Genomic DNA, 14,387 nt, shown 5'->3' with positions numbered 1-14,387 from the left:
CAAGTTGTAACCTGAATTCGTACCAGAAGCTTAATGTGTAATATCTTGCTACGCACTCTGTACGGCCTCACTCGACCCTGTTACATTTTCTCCATGAACACACAAAATCCCTCTCTAGCTCGAAAAATTCTCGTCGTTGACGACGATCCGCGACTGCGCGACCTGCTGCGCCGTTATCTGTCCGAACAAGGCTTCAATGTCTTCGTCGCCGAAGACGCCAAGGAAATGGGCAAACTATGGCAACGTGAGCACTTCGACCTGCTCGTGCTCGATCTCATGCTTCCCGGCGAAGACGGGCTATCCATCTGTCGACGTCTACGTGGCGGGCACGACAACACCCCCATCATCATCCTGACAGCCAAAGCTGAAGAAATCGACCGTATCGTCGGCCTGGAAATGGGCGCCGATGACTACCTGTCCAAACCTTTCAACCCGCGCGAGCTGCTTGCACGCGTTAACGCCATCCTGCGTCGCCGTGGCACCGAAGAACATCCCGGCGCACCCAGCCAGGAAAACGAATCCATCGAATTCGGCCCCTATGTGCTGAACCTGTCAACCCGCACCCTGACCCGCGACGACGAGCAGGTACCCATCACTACCGGCGAATTCTCGGTGCTCAAGGTTTTCGCCCGCCATCCTAAAATTCCGCTGTCACGCGACAAACTCATGGAGCTTGCGCGCGGACGCGAATACGAAGCCTTTGACCGCAGTCTCGACGTACAAATCTCAAGGCTGCGCAAGCTGATAGAGCCCAACCCGTCCAAGCCCGTTTTCATCCAGACCGTATGGGGTCTGGGATATGTGTTCGTACCCGACGGCGGCCACTAACAGTTTGAAGGTATAAGGCGGCACCTACCTTCATGGCGTCTACACCAAAGCCCAGAACCAAACACAAATCACGGTTCCGACTAGGCCTGTTCAGCAGATCCTTTCTTCTGCTGGCAGGCCTGATGCTGGTCAGCCTGGGCGCATGGCTGCAAGTATTCTTCAGCATGGAAGAAGGACCGCGCGCGGCCCAGATGGCGCGACGCATCACCACCGCAGTCAGTATTACGCGCAGTGCATTGATCTACGCCCCCACCAGCGTACGTCCTGCCCTGTTGCTGGATCTGGCCACCAAAGAAAGCCTGCGGGTCCAGCCCATGGAGCCCACCGACGTCTATGAGCCCCTGCCCGACACCAATTACTGGAACCGTGTAACCATCGAGGTCAGGCACCGTCTGGGCCCAACCACCCGCATCAAATGGACTGTCAACGACACCCCGGGGGTATGGGTCAGCTTCGACATCAACGAAGATCAGTACTGGCTGGTTTTTGACAGGGAGCAACTAAGCCTGACTTCAGGCATAGAATGGTTTGGCTGGGGTGCAACCGCCTTGCTGCTCGCCCTGATAGGCGCGGCCATCAGTGCACGTTTCATCAATCGACCGCTGTCTCAGTTAGGCAAGGTGGCACAGCAATTGGCCCGCGGAGAAACACCTTCGCCACTACCCGAAAAGGGCCCGGCCGAGATCCGCGACATGAATATCGCCTTCAACCGCATGGCACGCGATATCCGGCAAACCGAAGCCGACCGCGAAATCATGCTGGCCGGGATCTCGCACGATCTGCGCACCCCCCTGGCCCGCATGCGTCTGGAAATCGAAATGAGCAATGTCTCGGACGAAACGAGGCAGGCCATCAACGAAGACCTGGGCCAGATTGACCATAGCATCGGGCAGCTCATGCAATACGCCAGGCCGGCCACCGCCGCGCCCGAGCAAGGCATAAACATTTCTTCGGCGCTAAATGAGCTGTACGAGCGCGAACGCAGCCATACCGAGTCGTTGGGCGGACAACTTACCGGCAATATCGAGCCAAATCTGTATGCCAGGATCAATGCTCACGACCTGAAACGCATCGTCAGCAATCTTATAGAAAACGCCCGTCGTTATGGACGCTCTCCCTCTGATGACCGGGCCCATATACAGCTATCGGTCGCCCATGAAGGCAACATCATCGCCATCGAAGTCCGCGACAGCGGCACAGGGATAGCGCCTACCGATGTCCAGCGCCTGTTGCGCCCCTTCTCACGTGGTGAAACTGCCCGTACCGGCGTCAGTGGTGCCGGACTTGGTCTGGCCATCGTAGAACGCCTGTTGGGCCAGGTTGATGGTACGCTTGAACTTATTCCACGGTCTACGGGCGGACTGACTGCACGCATAGAGATCCCCAGAGTGCGTGGCAAGGAAGCGGTTGCTGTCCGCCAGCTGCCCAAAGCATAGTGCGTCAACACGGAGTTCAATAATGAAAACAGTAGGCGATAAGCTTGACCCCTTCAAGGTTGCGGGCGTCAAACCGGGCTTTAATCAGCCCGAGGAAAATGGCGTTTCGGCCTTTGAAGACATCACCGAAAGCTCGTTCCCGGGCAAGTGGAAGATCATTTATTTCTATCCCAAAGACTTCAGCTTTGTATGCCCGACCGAAATCGTGGGTTTCAACAACCTGGCCCAGGACTTCGAGGATCGCGATGCCGTCCTGATGGGCGGCTCGGTCGACAACGAGCACGTCAAACTGGCGTGGCGCCGTGAGCACGAAGAGCTGAACAAACTCAGCCACTACCAGTTTGGCGACACCGCCGGCGCCCTGATCGATCAATTGGGCATACGCGAAAAACACGAAGGCGTTGCACTGCGGGCGACCTTTATCGTCGACCCCGACAACATCATCCAGCATGTGTCGGTGAACAGCATGAACGTCGGGCGCAACCCTGCAGAAATACTCCGCATACTTGACGGGCTGCAAACGGAAGAGCTGTGCCCCTGCAACCGTGCGGTGGGCGGCGACACGCTTTAATTTCGCTGTTATGACGCCGTCAGCAACACCACCACCGTGGCGGCGATACCTTCTTTGCGGCCAAGATACCCAAGACCCTCGTTGGTCTTGGCCTTGATATTGACCTCTTGCGGCCTGATGGTCAGGTCCTGAGCAATATTGGCCGCCATGGCTCCTGCATGCGGCCCCATCTTCGGGGACTGGGCATGTATTGTTGCATCCACATTGACCACCGACCAGCCTGCCTGCGCCACCTTGGCCATGGCCGCCTGCAGCAAGACGCGGCTGTCTGCGCCTTTGTAGGTTGGGTCGGTATCAGGAAAATGGCGGCCGATGTCACCCAATCCGGCTCCACCCAAAATGGCATCAGTCAAGGCATGCAGCAGAACATCGGCATCGGAATGACCAAGCAGGCCATGCGTATGCGGAATGGTCACACCACCTATGATGAGCGGGCGTCCCTCTACCAGCGCATGCACATCAAACCCTTGCCCAACCCTTAGGGAAAAACTCATTACCACTCCTGTTTTATCGTTTGCTTAAAGCCATTTTTCCATGAGCTCGAAGTCCTCGGGCCAGGTGACCTTGAAGTTGCGCACCGACCCCGGAACCAATAGCGGAGTAAAGCCGGCAGCCTCGATGGCCGACGCCTCGTCAGTAAACTGCGTACCAGCCTGCAGGGCATCGGACAATCGGGCAGCAGGAAACATCTGTGGTGTCTGTGCAAGCCAAAGCCGCTCGCGCGGTACCGACTTCTCGACGCCTGCCAGTGCCTGTCCGTTGTGAACCACCGGCGCAGAACCGGCATCATCAACGGCAAACGCACCAGCCAGTTTCACGGTATCGGCCACGGGTTGTGCCAACAGACCCCCGGCATTCTGGCGCAGACAAACATCAATCAGGCTGCGCAAGGCACTGGCCGGCAGCCCAGGTCGGGCCGCATCGTGCACCAACACCCAGTCATCAGAATCCAGCGCCGCATCATGCAGCGCTGCCAGCACCGTGGCGGCCCGTGTAGGCCCGCCACAAGGTCGCCACACGGTACGCGGTAAGCCGGCCAGCGCCTGCTCTACCCACCCATCGTGCGCAGCAACCGCCACCCTGACCTGCTCGATGCGCGCGTCAGCCAGCAAGGCCTTCACGGCCCAGCGCAGCATAGGCTCACCCTTGAGCAAGCGATATTGCTTGGGTAGCGAATCGGCAGCCAGCAACTTGCCGCGATCGGGGCTGGCACCACCTGCCCCACCCGACTGGGCGCGCGCGCCAATACCGGCGGCAGGAACGATAGCAATCAATTTTCTTGGCATAAGGAAAGGCATTTTATAATAGAGGACCACATGAATACAGAAACTGCTACCTCATTGACGATTCCCACCACTCAAACTGTATTGGCCTGCCTGAAACCAGGGCAAAGGCATGTGCAAGCCTTGCCACCCGGCTCGGGCGACGCATGGTTGCTGGCAGACCTGGCGCGCGCAGCCAGCCAGACTATCGTGGTGCTTTGTGCCGATCCCCTTGCTGCCCAGAGGCTCGCCGATGAGGTATTGCTTTTCGCACCCGACCTGCGAGTGCGCCAGCTACCCGACTGGGAGACCCTGCCCTACGACGGCTTTTCGCCACACCAGGATCTGATCTCGGAACGCCTGCGCACGCTGCATGCATTAATGCAGGAGCAGGTAGACATACTGACCGTACCCGTTACCACCGCCTTGTACCGGCTTGCGCCCCCTGAGTTTCTGGCAGCCTACACCTTCGCTTTTCGCCAGGGCGACAAACTGGATGAAGACGGTCTGCGCAAACAACTGACGCGTGCCAACTACACCCACGTAACACAGGTTACCGCGCCCGGTGAGTTCTGTATACGAGGCGGTCTGATCGACCTGTTTCCCATGGGCTCGGCCCTGCCCTACCGGCTGGATCTGTTCGATGACGAAATCGAATCCATACGCAGTTTCGACATCGACACGCAGCGCAGCCTGTACCCGGTCAAAGACGTGCAACTGCTGCCCGGCCGCGAATTCCCCATGGACGAAACCGCACGCAATCAATTCCGTGCACGGTTTCGCGAAGTGTTCGAAGGCGACCCGTCACGCGCACTGCCCTACAAGGACATCGGTAACGGAATTGCCTTTGCGGGCATCGAGTATTACCTGCCCCTGTTCTTCAGCGCGACAGCCACACTGTTCGACTATCTGCCCGAGCAATCCATCACCGTTACGCTGGGTGACATCAACCAGGCCATTCAGCGTTTTGCGCAAGACACTCACAGCCGCTATCAGTTCCTGAAAAGCGACCGCGAACGGCCAGTGCTGCCACCAGACCAGCTGTTCCTGGATGAGGAAAGCCTGTTCGGCCACCTTAAGTCATTCGCACGGCTGGCATTGGCCGCCGACAAGTCTCACCCTGACTTCCAGCCAGCACCCCAGGTCGCCGTCTCCCGGCGCGCTGACGACCCGGTTGCCAGCTTGCGCACCTTGCTGAATCAGCCCGACCAGCGCGTAGTGCTGTGCGCCGACTCAGCCGGTCGCCGTGAAACACTGTTGCAGATGCTCGCCGAATTCGGCATTACGCCGGATTCCGGCAGCGAAACACTGCAAGACTTCCTGAGCGCACAGAACCGTGCACGCTTCGCCGTCATTGTCGCCCCGCTTGGCAACGGCTTTGGCATCACAGCGCAGGCGCTTGTCCTGATCACCGAAAACGATCTCTATCCAACACAGGCACGCACCCTGCGCCGTGGCAAGCGATCGCAAGAGCAAAGCAGCGACGTCGAAGCCATGGTGCGCGACCTGTCCGAGCTGCGCGAAGGCGATCCGGTGGTTCACGCCCAGCACGGCATAGGCCGCTACTGCGGACTGAAGGAAATGGACCTGGGCGAAGGCCAGATGGAATTCCTGCATCTGGAATATGCCAACGGCAGCACACTGTACGTGCCCGTGGCACAGCTGCATGTCATTGCACGCTATAGCGGATCGGATCCCGAACACGCACCGCTGCACCAGCTGGGCTCGGGCCAGTGGGACAAGGCACGCCGCAAAGCGGCCAAACAAGTTCGCGATGCCGCAGCCGAGTTGCTGGCCCTGTATGCCCAGCGTGCAGCACGCGAAGGCTATCGCTTCAAGCTTTCGCCCAACGACTACCAGGCATTCTCCGAAGGTTTCGGATTCGAAGAAACACCCGACCAGGCTGCCGCCATCGAAGCCGTCATCGGTGACATGACATCGGGTCGCCCCATGGACAGACTCGTCTGCGGCGACGTAGGCTTCGGCAAGACCGAAGTCGCCTTGCGCGCGGCATTTCTTGCCGTCATGAACGGCAAGCAGGTGGCCCTGCTATGCCCGACCACCCTGCTGGCCGAACAGCATGCACAGACTTTTGCCGACCGGTTCGCCGACTGGCCCGTCAAGATCGTGGAGTTGTCACGCTTCAGGTCGTCCAAAGAAGTCGCCGCGGCCATCAAGGGCCTGAATGAAGGACAGGTGGACATCGTCATCGGTACCCACAAGATTCTGTCCAAAGATGTCAAATTCAAACAACTGGGACTGGTCATCATTGATGAAGAGCACCGCTTCGGTGTCCGGCAGAAAGAAGCACTGAAAACCCTGCGCGCAGAGGTCGACGTGCTCACATTGACGGCCACCCCCATTCCGCGCACGCTGGGCATGTCTCTGGAAGGCATACGCGACTTTTCCGTTATCGCCACGGCGCCGCAGAAACGGCTGGCCATCAAGACATTCGTTCGGCGCGAAGACAACAGCACCATACGCGAAGCCCTGCTGCGCGAACTCAAGCGCGGCGGCCAGGTTTATTTCCTGCACAACGAAGTCGACACCATACACAACCGGCGCGCCCGCCTGGAAGAACTGGTGCCCGAAGCACGTATCGCCGTCGCCCACGGGCAAATGCCCGAACGCGAGCTTGAAGAAGTCATGAAAGGCTTCTATCAGCAGCGCTATAACGTGCTGTTGTGCACCACCATTATCGAAACCGGCATCGACGTGCCGTCAGCCAACACAATTGTCATTCATCGTGCCGACCGCCTGGGCCTGGCACAACTGCACCAGTTACGTGGTCGTGTCGGACGCTCGCATCACCAGGCCTACGCTTACCTGCTGACGCCGGGCGAAGACGCCATGACCTCCAATGCCAAAAAGCGGCTGGAAGCCATCCAGGCCATGGAAGAACTGGGCGCCGGCTTCTTCCTGGCCATGCACGACCTGGAAATTCGGGGCACCGGTGAAGTACTGGGCGAATCGCAGTCGGGCAACATTCACGAGATCGGCTTCTCCATGTACTCCGACATGCTCAATGCCGCCGTGCGGGCGCTCAAGTCGGGCGAAGAGCCCGACCTGGACTCACCTTTCTCGTCCCTTTGCGAAGTCAACCTGCACGCGTCAGCCCTACTGCCGTCAGACTATTGCCCGGATGTACACGCCAGGCTGGGCATGTACAAGAAGCTGTCGCACGCCAAGCATGAAGACGACCTGATCCATATCCAGGAAGAACTGATAGACCGCTACGGCAAGCTGCCCGAAGCTGCAAAAACGCTATTGGCAACCCACCGGCTGCGGCTGAACGCAGAGCCGCTGGGTATCAACAAGATCGACGCCAGCGAAACGCAGGCCCTGATACAGTTCTCGGCCAAACCCAATGTGGACCCCTTGCGCATCATCCAGCTGGTTCAGACACGGCGCGATGTAAAGCTGGCAGGCCAGGACAAGCTGAAAGTGGAAATCAAGCAAGGCCAGCAGGTGGCAGCACGTATCGATGCCGTGCGCAATGTGTTGCGGGCGCTGGTGTAGTTTTCGGCGGCACTCCGTTCAGCGCGGCTTCACCCGATAGTGATACCCATACACCGCCTGAAAGCCCAGGCTGGTGTAAAGCTGCTGCGCGGTCGCATTGCCGCCGGTCACCTGAAGGTCTGTGTGCGTAGCGCCTTGCCTGGCCGCCCATTGCAGCAAACCGTACAGCAACTGCCGCCCCAACCCCTTGCCACGACACGACGGGAGCACCATCACCTCGTAAAGCCCGGCCGCTTCCCGCTCCAGCACTGCCAAACCCCAGGCACAGCACTCGCCCTCGTACTCGATAGAGGCGTATGCACATGGCATGGTTATGGACTGCTGAATCAAGCGTAGAGCATCTTGCCGGGTTGGCGTGAGCCCGCCGGCAGCACAGTAGCTATTCAGCCACTGTTCGCTCAACTGCGTTTGCACGCGAAAACATACATTCCGCGCCGGCTGCCAATTGGCATCCTGTGCCTGCCCGGCGCGCTGCATGACGATCGAAGGCTCGATCAACTGATAGCCATGCTCATCCAGCACGGTATCCACGGTGGAATCCGCCAACGGGCTGAGACGAAAAATGCTGGGCTGCCGCTGATGCTGGTACCAGGCTTCAATATGCCACAGAAGCATGGGGTCCAATTGCGCAGCCGGCTGCAACGCATTAGCGGAATTGGCACGCTTGGTATATCCATTGGTGCTACGCAGCAGCCAATCGCCGGCTACGGCGCATCGCGCGCCAGGCCAGGCATTGAAACTGCGATGCTCCAACTGTTGAACACTGGCCGCACCGTGATGCAGTTCGGCACTGCGCAAAGGCAACAATATTTCGTCGGGGCTTATGGGATTGAACACAGCGTGCATGAATGACCTGGACTGCAATAGCAATGGAAAACGAGACTTGACCTGTTAACTAGTTTGACATACGCTGGCAAAAAACACATAAAAATTTCGCAGATGATTATTCGTGCAATACCGGCGGCATAATCAGCCAGCGGCAAAAACCTAAACCAATCGGGGGACGACAATGAACAAGGCACCTATACACGAGCCTAGTCTTTACAAACTTATTATTCTTGTGGCAGGCATAGTCATTGCCATGTTCTTGGGAAGCATGCTGACGGCGTTTGCATTCATGCCTAACCAGGTCATCACAGGCATGCAGTTTGAAAACATGATATTCCTTCTGCCGCTGGCCTTATCCGCCATCTGCAGCGCGAGCGTCCTGGCGTGGTATTTCCAGTCGTACAGGGCCCGATCCAGAAGTTAACCGACCCGAGACACGACTAACGATCTCTAGCGCCGACTCAGCGTGCGCCACGCTGCATGCAGCGCATACTTGGGAAACGTAACCCACTGCTCAAGAAAGATTCTTGCGAATGCGTTGCTGCGGCTGGTAAATGGCGCGGGTGAGTGTGCCTCGTGTTTGTGTCCCCATGCTTGCGCCGCCATAGCCACCGCCATGGCAAACAGCCCCAGCACACAGTAGCCCATCGACAGCGTAACCGCACCACATATAAAGCCTAGCGTACCCGCCATGAAGACGGGTACTGTAGTTAAATGCACGACAAAATTGGCTCGAGTCGCGTGCGTGCATTGATAACCATCCCATTGCGTACGCAATACTTGTTGAAGTGACATGGTGAACTCCTGAATAATGTTTACAATGTAATCATGCAGGATTAAATCTTAAGGATTAATGTATACAGTGTCAGCTTCAAAGAAAAAGTATCATCACGGGGACCTGCGCGCCGCCTTGCTGAGCGACGGCATGGCATTGGTGGCCGAAAAGGGTCCCCACGAATGGTCATTGCGTGAACTTGCGCGTCGCCTTGATGTGTCAGCCATGGCGCCTTACCGTCATTTTGCAGACAAAGAAGCGTTGCTCGCCGCCATCGCGACCGACGGCTACCAACAACTGCGGTCGCGACTTGAGGCCGCAGAGAAAGCCCCGGCACCGACGACTGCCCCGCTGCTGCAGCAAGGCATTGCCTATGTACGGTTTGCGCTGGATTGCCCCGCGCTGTTCCGACTGATGTTCGGTATGAAAATACCAGAAGGCCGAAGCCCCGAGCTGGATGCGGCACGGACAGCCGCTTTCGGTGCCTTGATGCGCAACATTCAGTCAGATGACTCTGCCAACAAACGGAAAGTCAAGGCAATGGGTCGCTGGTCATTGGTGCATGGCCTGTCGCTGTTACTGTTGGACGACATGATCCAAATACCAGAGGACGTTGATGCCGAAACCTGGCTTGCCCAGGTTCTCGGCGATACGGTTGCTGACGCATAAATAGAGCGCTGACGTATCAGTGACTCAACCGAAACCAGTTCAAAATCCCATCCAGGGGCGCAACATTCAAGGCATAGCGGGCCTGCTCGCGCACTACCGGCTTGGCCCGGTAAGCCACCGAAAAATGAGCATGCGCCATCATCTTCAAATCATTGGCGCCGTCTCCAACGGCAATGATCTGCTCCGGACCGGCTGACAGCTGCCCGGCCAGGGCCAGCAAATGCCCTGCCTTGCCCTGAGCGTCAACGATATCGCCGACCACCCTGCCCGTCAGTACACCATCAGCCACTTCCAGCACATTGGCATGACAGGCATCCAGGCCCAGCCTTTCCTTCAGACGCTCGGTAAAGAAGGTGAATCCACCCGACACCAGCAACGTCTTCAAACCGTTACGCTTTGCAGTGGCAACCAGATTCCCGGCACCAGGGTTCAAGCGCAGACGCTCTTCATACACCTGCTCCAGCGCCGACACAGGCACGCCTTTCAGTAACGCTACCCGCCTGATCAGACTTTCTGAAAAATCCTTGATCTCGCCGCGCATCGCCGCCTCGGTAATGGCCGAAACCTGCTCCTTGCGACCCACCATATCGGCAATTTCATCTATGCACTCAATATTGACGAGCGTCGAATCCATATCCATTGCCAGTATCCGGCAATCACGCAGGCGCGTAATCTGTTCGAAGAAAGCATAATCCATGCGAAATTCTTCACAACATGCCTGTACTTCAGTACGCGCCTGGTCATCAACATCCAGCAGTCGCACAGCCGTATTGCCCAATTCCTGCACCCCTGCAGCACTGGCAATAGCAGCAATCTTTTCAATATTGGCCGATACGAGATTGGGGGCCTGCAGAATAAGATGAGTCATAGACGTAATGAGCAGTAAGCCTGGAAATAGCGGTAGAAACGATTCAAAACTGCCGGCCTCGCGCGGCAAAACTCAACCGCTGTCAGACTCAGGCCGGCTGGCGCTTCGGCTTGGGGCGGCGCAGCAGGTAACGGTACACGAAACCCGGATAACCCAGCACCAGGAACAGGCTCAGCGTAATCGCGTAGAACTCCCAGGTCTGGGTGAACAGATTGCCCATATTGATTTCAAAGGCAAACCCCAGCGCACCGACCAGGCCGTAAAAAACCAGAAGTTCGAGCATGCGTGCCAGAAAGGACTTCTGGCCAGACTGTTCTTGATTGCGCCGGCCTGGCAAGGCCAGCAAGAGAGCCACCAGGCCTACGGTCAGCACCAGCTTGCCCACGAACAACGCTACTGACGCAAGGTCCGAGGCCATGAAATAGGCCCGCCCTATTGTGAGGTAGGCCAAATACGCCAGGCCCAGCAGAAGACCGAAAAACACCAGAGATACCAGCCATTGCAGCCAGGCGGGTCGGCGCGACTCTCCTGCTTGCGTCCAGGGCAAAACAAGAAAGCGGCGCTGCAGCACGAATGGCAGATTGGCAGTAATCAAGGACAGTACGATGACTGTCCAGACGGCAAGTGACTGGTTCATGGAATCAGAACTTCAACGAGCCTTCGATCACCTGCACGCATAGTGTCATCAAACCGCTGGGCAGCACGCCCAAGGCAATGATGAGCAGGCCATTGACCGACATCAGGCCGCTGGTGATCACGCCGTTGCTGATGGGCGCGATTTCGCCTTCCGGTTCATCGAAGTAAGCCACCTTGACGACACGCAGGTAATAGAAGGCGCCGATCAGCGAAAAAATCACCGCAACGACAGCAATCGCTACATGACCCGCGCCGACCAAGGCTTGCAGAACAGCCAGTTTGGCGTAAAAGCCGGCCAGAGGCGGAATACCGGCCAACGAGAACATGGCAAGCAAGAGCATGGCAGCCATGATGGGGCTACGGCGGTTCAGTCCCTTCAGGTCGTTGATTTCTTCGCATTCGAAGCCACGGCGGCTAAGCAGCATGATCAGACCGAAGGTCACCAGAGTGGTCAGTACATAGATGACTATGTAGAACAGCGACGAGCCATAGGCCCAGCCTGTCACGGCCTGATCCTGACCAACACCGGACAAAAGCCCAAGCATGACGAAACCCATATGGGAAATCGTCGAGTAGGCCAGCATGCGCTTGAAGTTGGTTTGCGCAATGGCAGCCAGGTTACCAATCGCCAGCGACAGGACAGCCATAACCAGCAACATGGGCTGCCAGTCTATCGCGATGCCGTGCAGGCCTTCAATAAGCAGGCGCAAGGTAATGGCCAGTGCTGCCAGCTTGGGTGCGGCGCTGACGATCAGCGTAACGGCAGTGGGAGCGCCCTGATAGACGTCGGGTGTCCACATGTGGAAAGGAGCCGCGGCCAGTTTGAATGCCAGGCCGGAAACAATGAACACCACGCCAAATACCAAAGGCAGGCGCTCGGCATTGCCGCTGCTGATGACTTGGGCAATCAGACGCAGGTCAAGCTGGCCGGTGGCGCCATAAATCATGGACATGCCGTACAGCAATACGCCGGAAGCGAGCGCACCCAGAACGAAATACTTCATGGCTGCTTCAGTGGCCTTGACGTCATCGCGGCGCAGAGCCACCAGGGCGTACAGCGCGAACGACATGAGCTCGACACCCAGGTACACGGTCAGCATGCTGCCGGCTGAAATCATGACCATCTGGCCCAGCAAGGCAAACAGCGTCAGCGAATAGAATTCACCGCCGTTCTTGAGCATATCGCGCTGTTCCGCGTATTCACGCCCATAGATAAGCGTGGCGGCAACAGCAATATAAGACAGCACTTTCAGGAAGTGGGAAAGCGAGTCAACGACATACAGGCCACCGAAGGAGTTGCCCTGCACGTCGCCGCTCCACTGCCACAGCGAAACGACGGTAAGCACCAGCAGCGTACCGATGCTGAGTGTGAACGTGGTATGACGGGACTCGGTCTTGTTGAAGGCATCGAGCAACAGCACGATGGTCGCCAGAACAAGTAGCGTAATCTCGGGCGCAGCCAAGGCGAAGTCAAATGGATTTTGCATAGTATTTGAGGCCTACAGTTTCGAGATAGAGACATGCTGCAGCAGTGCTTCTACCGACACGTGCATAACATCTGTAAACGGCTTGGGATAAATGCCCATGAAGAGGACGGCAATCGCCATGATGCCCATGATGAAGAACTCGCGCGAGCTCAGATCGGACATACCCCGGACATTGTCGTTGGCAATGGCGCCGAACGTAACGCGCTTGTACATCCACAGCGAGTACGACGCACCCAGTATCAGGGCGGTCGCGGCCAGCAGGCCGATCCAGTAGTTGTACTCGACGGCACCCATGATGACCGTGAATTCACCCACGAAACCACTGGTGGCAGGCAAGCCCGCGTTGGCCATGGAAAAAAGCAGGAAGAACGTTGCAAAGCGCGGCATGACGTGGATGACGCCACCGTAGTCGTCGATACGGCGGGTGTGCAGGCGGTCGTAGAGCACGCCTATGCACAGGAACATGGCGCCCGACACGAAACCGTGCGAAATCATCTGGACGATGGCGCCTTCCAGGCCCGCAGTATTGAAGATGAAGAAACCCAGGGTCACGAAACCCATGTGCGCCACCGACGAGTACGCCACGAGTTTCTTCATGTCGTCCTGAACAATGGCGACCAGGCCAATGTAGATGACGGCAATCAGCGACAACGCAATGACGATACCGGCCAGGCTGTGCGACGCATCAGGTGCGATGGGCAGCGAAAAGCGCAAGAAGCCATAGGCACCCAGCTTCAGCATGATGGCGGCCAGCACAACCGAACCACCTGTAGGGGCTTCGACGTGAGCATCAGGCAACCATGTGTGCACCGGCCACATTGGTACCTTGACGGCAAAGGCGGCAAACAAGGCGATGAAAATCAGTATTTGCGGCGTCATGCCCAGCGGGAGCTGATGCCAGGCCTGGATGTCGAATGAGCCGTCTGCCGCGTGCCACAAATAAATGAAGGCGATCAGCGTGAGCAAGGAGCCCATCAGGGTGTACAGGAAGAACTTGAACGCTGCGTACACACGATTGGGCCCGCCCCAAACACCGATGATCAGGTACATGGGGATAAGCGTGGCTTCGAAGAACACGTAGAACAGCATGCCGTCGAGTGCGGCGAATACGCCCACCATGAGGCCAGACAGAATCAGGAAGGCCGCCATGTATTGCGAGACCCTGCTGGTGATGACCTGCCAGCCCGCCAGCACCACGATAATGGTGATGAAGGCCGTGAGCAGTACGAACCAGAGCGAAATGCCATCAATGCCCAGATGGTAGTTCACTGCAAAGGTTTCGATCCAGCTCGCTTTCTCAACGAATTGCATGTCGGCCGTATCGGGGTTGAAACCGAAATACAGCGGCAGTGTTACCAGAAAGCCGGCAACCGAACCCACCAACGACAACATGCGTGTAAGTTCCGGCCGGTCATCGCGACCCAGCAGCAGGACTATCAGCCCCGCCACAATAGGGACGAAGATTGAAAGCGTTAACCAGGGAAGAGTAGAAGACGCCATATCGCTAG

The 14,387-nt window shown here is 57.5% G+C and carries 13 protein-coding genes and 1 pseudogene; 5 read left to right on the top strand and 9 right to left on the bottom strand.

Annotated elements, in window-relative coordinates; genetic code table 11:
• The first annotated feature begins 93 nt into the window (after positions 1-93).
• Genes ompR through LKR43_RS01995 form a run of 3 tightly spaced genes read left to right on the top strand, consistent with a single transcriptional unit; the run spans position 94 to position 2,835 of the window.
• Complete coding sequence (ompR, locus tag LKR43_RS02005) at positions 94-828, top strand: two-component system response regulator OmpR (RefSeq protein WP_227682165.1); 735 nt, start codon at positions 94-96, stop codon at positions 826-828.
• A gap of 32 nt (positions 829-860) precedes the next feature.
• On the top strand, positions 861-2,264 hold the full coding sequence (locus tag LKR43_RS02000) for a sensor histidine kinase (RefSeq protein WP_227682164.1): 1,404 nt from the start codon (positions 861-863) through the stop codon (positions 2,262-2,264).
• 22 nt (positions 2,265-2,286) lie between these two features.
• Positions 2,287-2,835 carry a peroxiredoxin gene (locus LKR43_RS01995; RefSeq protein WP_227682163.1) on the top strand — a complete coding sequence of 183 codons (549 nt, stop codon included), beginning with the start codon at positions 2,287-2,289 and terminating at the stop codon, positions 2,833-2,835.
• An 8-nt stretch (positions 2,836-2,843) separates the two neighbouring features.
• On the opposite strand, the gene ispF is transcribed toward LKR43_RS01995, so the two are convergent.
• Positions 2,844-3,329 (bottom strand): 2-C-methyl-D-erythritol 2,4-cyclodiphosphate synthase, encoded by a 486-nt coding sequence (gene ispF, locus LKR43_RS01990; protein ID WP_227682162.1) that lies wholly within the window; start codon positions 3,327-3,329, stop codon positions 2,844-2,846.
• A gap of 24 nt (positions 3,330-3,353) precedes the next feature.
• A complete protein-coding gene (locus LKR43_RS01985; RefSeq protein ID WP_227682161.1) occupies positions 3,354-4,121 on the bottom strand; it encodes a 2-C-methyl-D-erythritol 4-phosphate cytidylyltransferase in 768 nt (255 codons plus the stop codon).
• A gap of 30 nt (positions 4,122-4,151) precedes the next feature.
• On the opposite strand from LKR43_RS01985, the gene mfd reads away from it, so the two are divergent.
• Positions 4,152-7,616: a transcription-repair coupling factor gene (mfd, locus tag LKR43_RS01980; RefSeq protein WP_227682160.1), complete on the top strand. Its 3,465-nt coding sequence runs from the start codon at positions 4,152-4,154 to the stop codon at positions 7,614-7,616.
• Between the two features lie 18 nt (positions 7,617-7,634).
• On the opposite strand, the gene LKR43_RS01975 is transcribed toward mfd, so the two are convergent.
• A complete protein-coding gene (locus tag LKR43_RS01975) occupies positions 7,635-8,462 on the bottom strand; it encodes an N-acetyltransferase (protein WP_227682159.1) in 828 nt (275 codons plus the stop codon).
• Between the two features lie 432 nt (positions 8,463-8,894).
• On the bottom strand, positions 8,895-9,239 hold the full coding sequence (locus LKR43_RS01970; protein WP_227682158.1) for a terminase: 345 nt from the start codon (positions 9,237-9,239) through the stop codon (positions 8,895-8,897).
• 58 nt (positions 9,240-9,297) lie between these two features.
• Here LKR43_RS01970 and LKR43_RS01965 point away from each other — a divergent pair, with 58 nt between their 5' ends.
• Complete coding sequence (locus LKR43_RS01965; protein ID WP_227682157.1) at positions 9,298-9,888, top strand: TetR/AcrR family transcriptional regulator; 591 nt, start codon at positions 9,298-9,300, stop codon at positions 9,886-9,888.
• A gap of 16 nt (positions 9,889-9,904) precedes the next feature.
• Here LKR43_RS01965 and serB read toward each other — a convergent pair whose 3' ends face one another.
• From serB to LKR43_RS01945, 5 genes and pseudogenes are all read right to left on the bottom strand, one after another.
• Complete coding sequence (serB, locus tag LKR43_RS01960; protein WP_227682156.1) at positions 9,905-10,756, bottom strand: phosphoserine phosphatase SerB; 852 nt, start codon at positions 10,754-10,756, stop codon at positions 9,905-9,907.
• 88 nt (positions 10,757-10,844) lie between these two features.
• A complete protein-coding gene (locus LKR43_RS16265) occupies positions 10,845-11,174 on the bottom strand; it encodes a DUF2818 family protein (RefSeq protein WP_370632054.1) in 330 nt (109 codons plus the stop codon).
• Positions 11,175-11,300: 126 nt separating this feature from the next.
• A pseudogene (locus tag LKR43_RS16260) lies at positions 11,301-11,393 on the bottom strand (DUF2818 family protein); the annotation flags it as partial.
• 4 nt (positions 11,394-11,397) lie between these two features.
• Positions 11,398-12,879 (bottom strand): NADH-quinone oxidoreductase subunit NuoN, encoded by a 1,482-nt coding sequence (nuoN, locus tag LKR43_RS01950; protein WP_227682154.1) that lies wholly within the window; start codon positions 12,877-12,879, stop codon positions 11,398-11,400.
• 12 nt (positions 12,880-12,891) lie between these two features.
• On the bottom strand, positions 12,892-14,379 hold the full coding sequence (locus LKR43_RS01945) for an NADH-quinone oxidoreductase subunit M (RefSeq protein WP_227682153.1): 1,488 nt from the start codon (positions 14,377-14,379) through the stop codon (positions 12,892-12,894).
• Positions 14,380-14,387 lie beyond the last annotated feature (8 nt).

This window comes from Pusillimonas sp. MFBS29, assembly GCF_020687695.1.
GTDB lineage: Bacteria > Pseudomonadota > Gammaproteobacteria > Burkholderiales > Burkholderiaceae_B > Pusillimonas_C.
The sequence above is the reverse complement of the archived record's forward strand: the minus strand, read 5'-3'. Positions and strand labels throughout refer to the sequence as shown.

What these genes read in the sequence shown, in the direction of transcription:
- ompR (WP_227682165.1), top strand. Translation starts at nt 94, where the DNA reads ATGAACACACAAAATCCCTCTCTAGCTCGAAAAATTCTCGTCGTTGAC.
- LKR43_RS02000 (WP_227682164.1), top strand. Translation starts at nt 861, where the DNA reads ATGGCGTCTACACCAAAGCCCAGAACCAAACACAAATCACGGTTCCGA.
- LKR43_RS01995 (WP_227682163.1), top strand. Translation starts at nt 2,287, where the DNA reads ATGAAAACAGTAGGCGATAAGCTTGACCCCTTCAAGGTTGCGGGCGTC.
- ispF (WP_227682162.1), bottom strand. Translation starts at nt 3,329, where the DNA reads ATGAGTTTTTCCCTAAGGGTTGGGCAAGGGTTTGATGTGCATGCGCTG.
- LKR43_RS01985 (WP_227682161.1), bottom strand. Translation starts at nt 4,121, where the DNA reads ATGCCAAGAAAATTGATTGCTATCGTTCCTGCCGCCGGTATTGGCGCG.
- mfd (WP_227682160.1), top strand. Translation starts at nt 4,152, where the DNA reads ATGAATACAGAAACTGCTACCTCATTGACGATTCCCACCACTCAAACT.
- LKR43_RS01975 (WP_227682159.1), bottom strand. Translation starts at nt 8,462, where the DNA reads ATGCACGCTGTGTTCAATCCCATAAGCCCCGACGAAATATTGTTGCCT.
- LKR43_RS01970 (WP_227682158.1), bottom strand. Translation starts at nt 9,239, where the DNA reads ATGTCACTTCAACAAGTATTGCGTACGCAATGGGATGGTTATCAATGC.
- LKR43_RS01965 (WP_227682157.1), top strand. Translation starts at nt 9,298, where the DNA reads ATGTATACAGTGTCAGCTTCAAAGAAAAAGTATCATCACGGGGACCTG.
- serB (WP_227682156.1), bottom strand. Translation starts at nt 10,756, where the DNA reads ATGACTCATCTTATTCTGCAGGCCCCCAATCTCGTATCGGCCAATATT.
- LKR43_RS16265 (WP_370632054.1), bottom strand. Translation starts at nt 11,174, where the DNA reads ATGGCCTCGGACCTTGCGTCAGTAGCGTTGTTCGTGGGCAAGCTGGTG.
- nuoN (WP_227682154.1), bottom strand. Translation starts at nt 12,879, where the DNA reads ATGCAAAATCCATTTGACTTCGCCTTGGCTGCGCCCGAGATTACGCTA.
- LKR43_RS01945 (WP_227682153.1), bottom strand. Translation starts at nt 14,379, where the DNA reads ATGGCGTCTTCTACTCTTCCCTGGTTAACGCTTTCAATCTTCGTCCCT.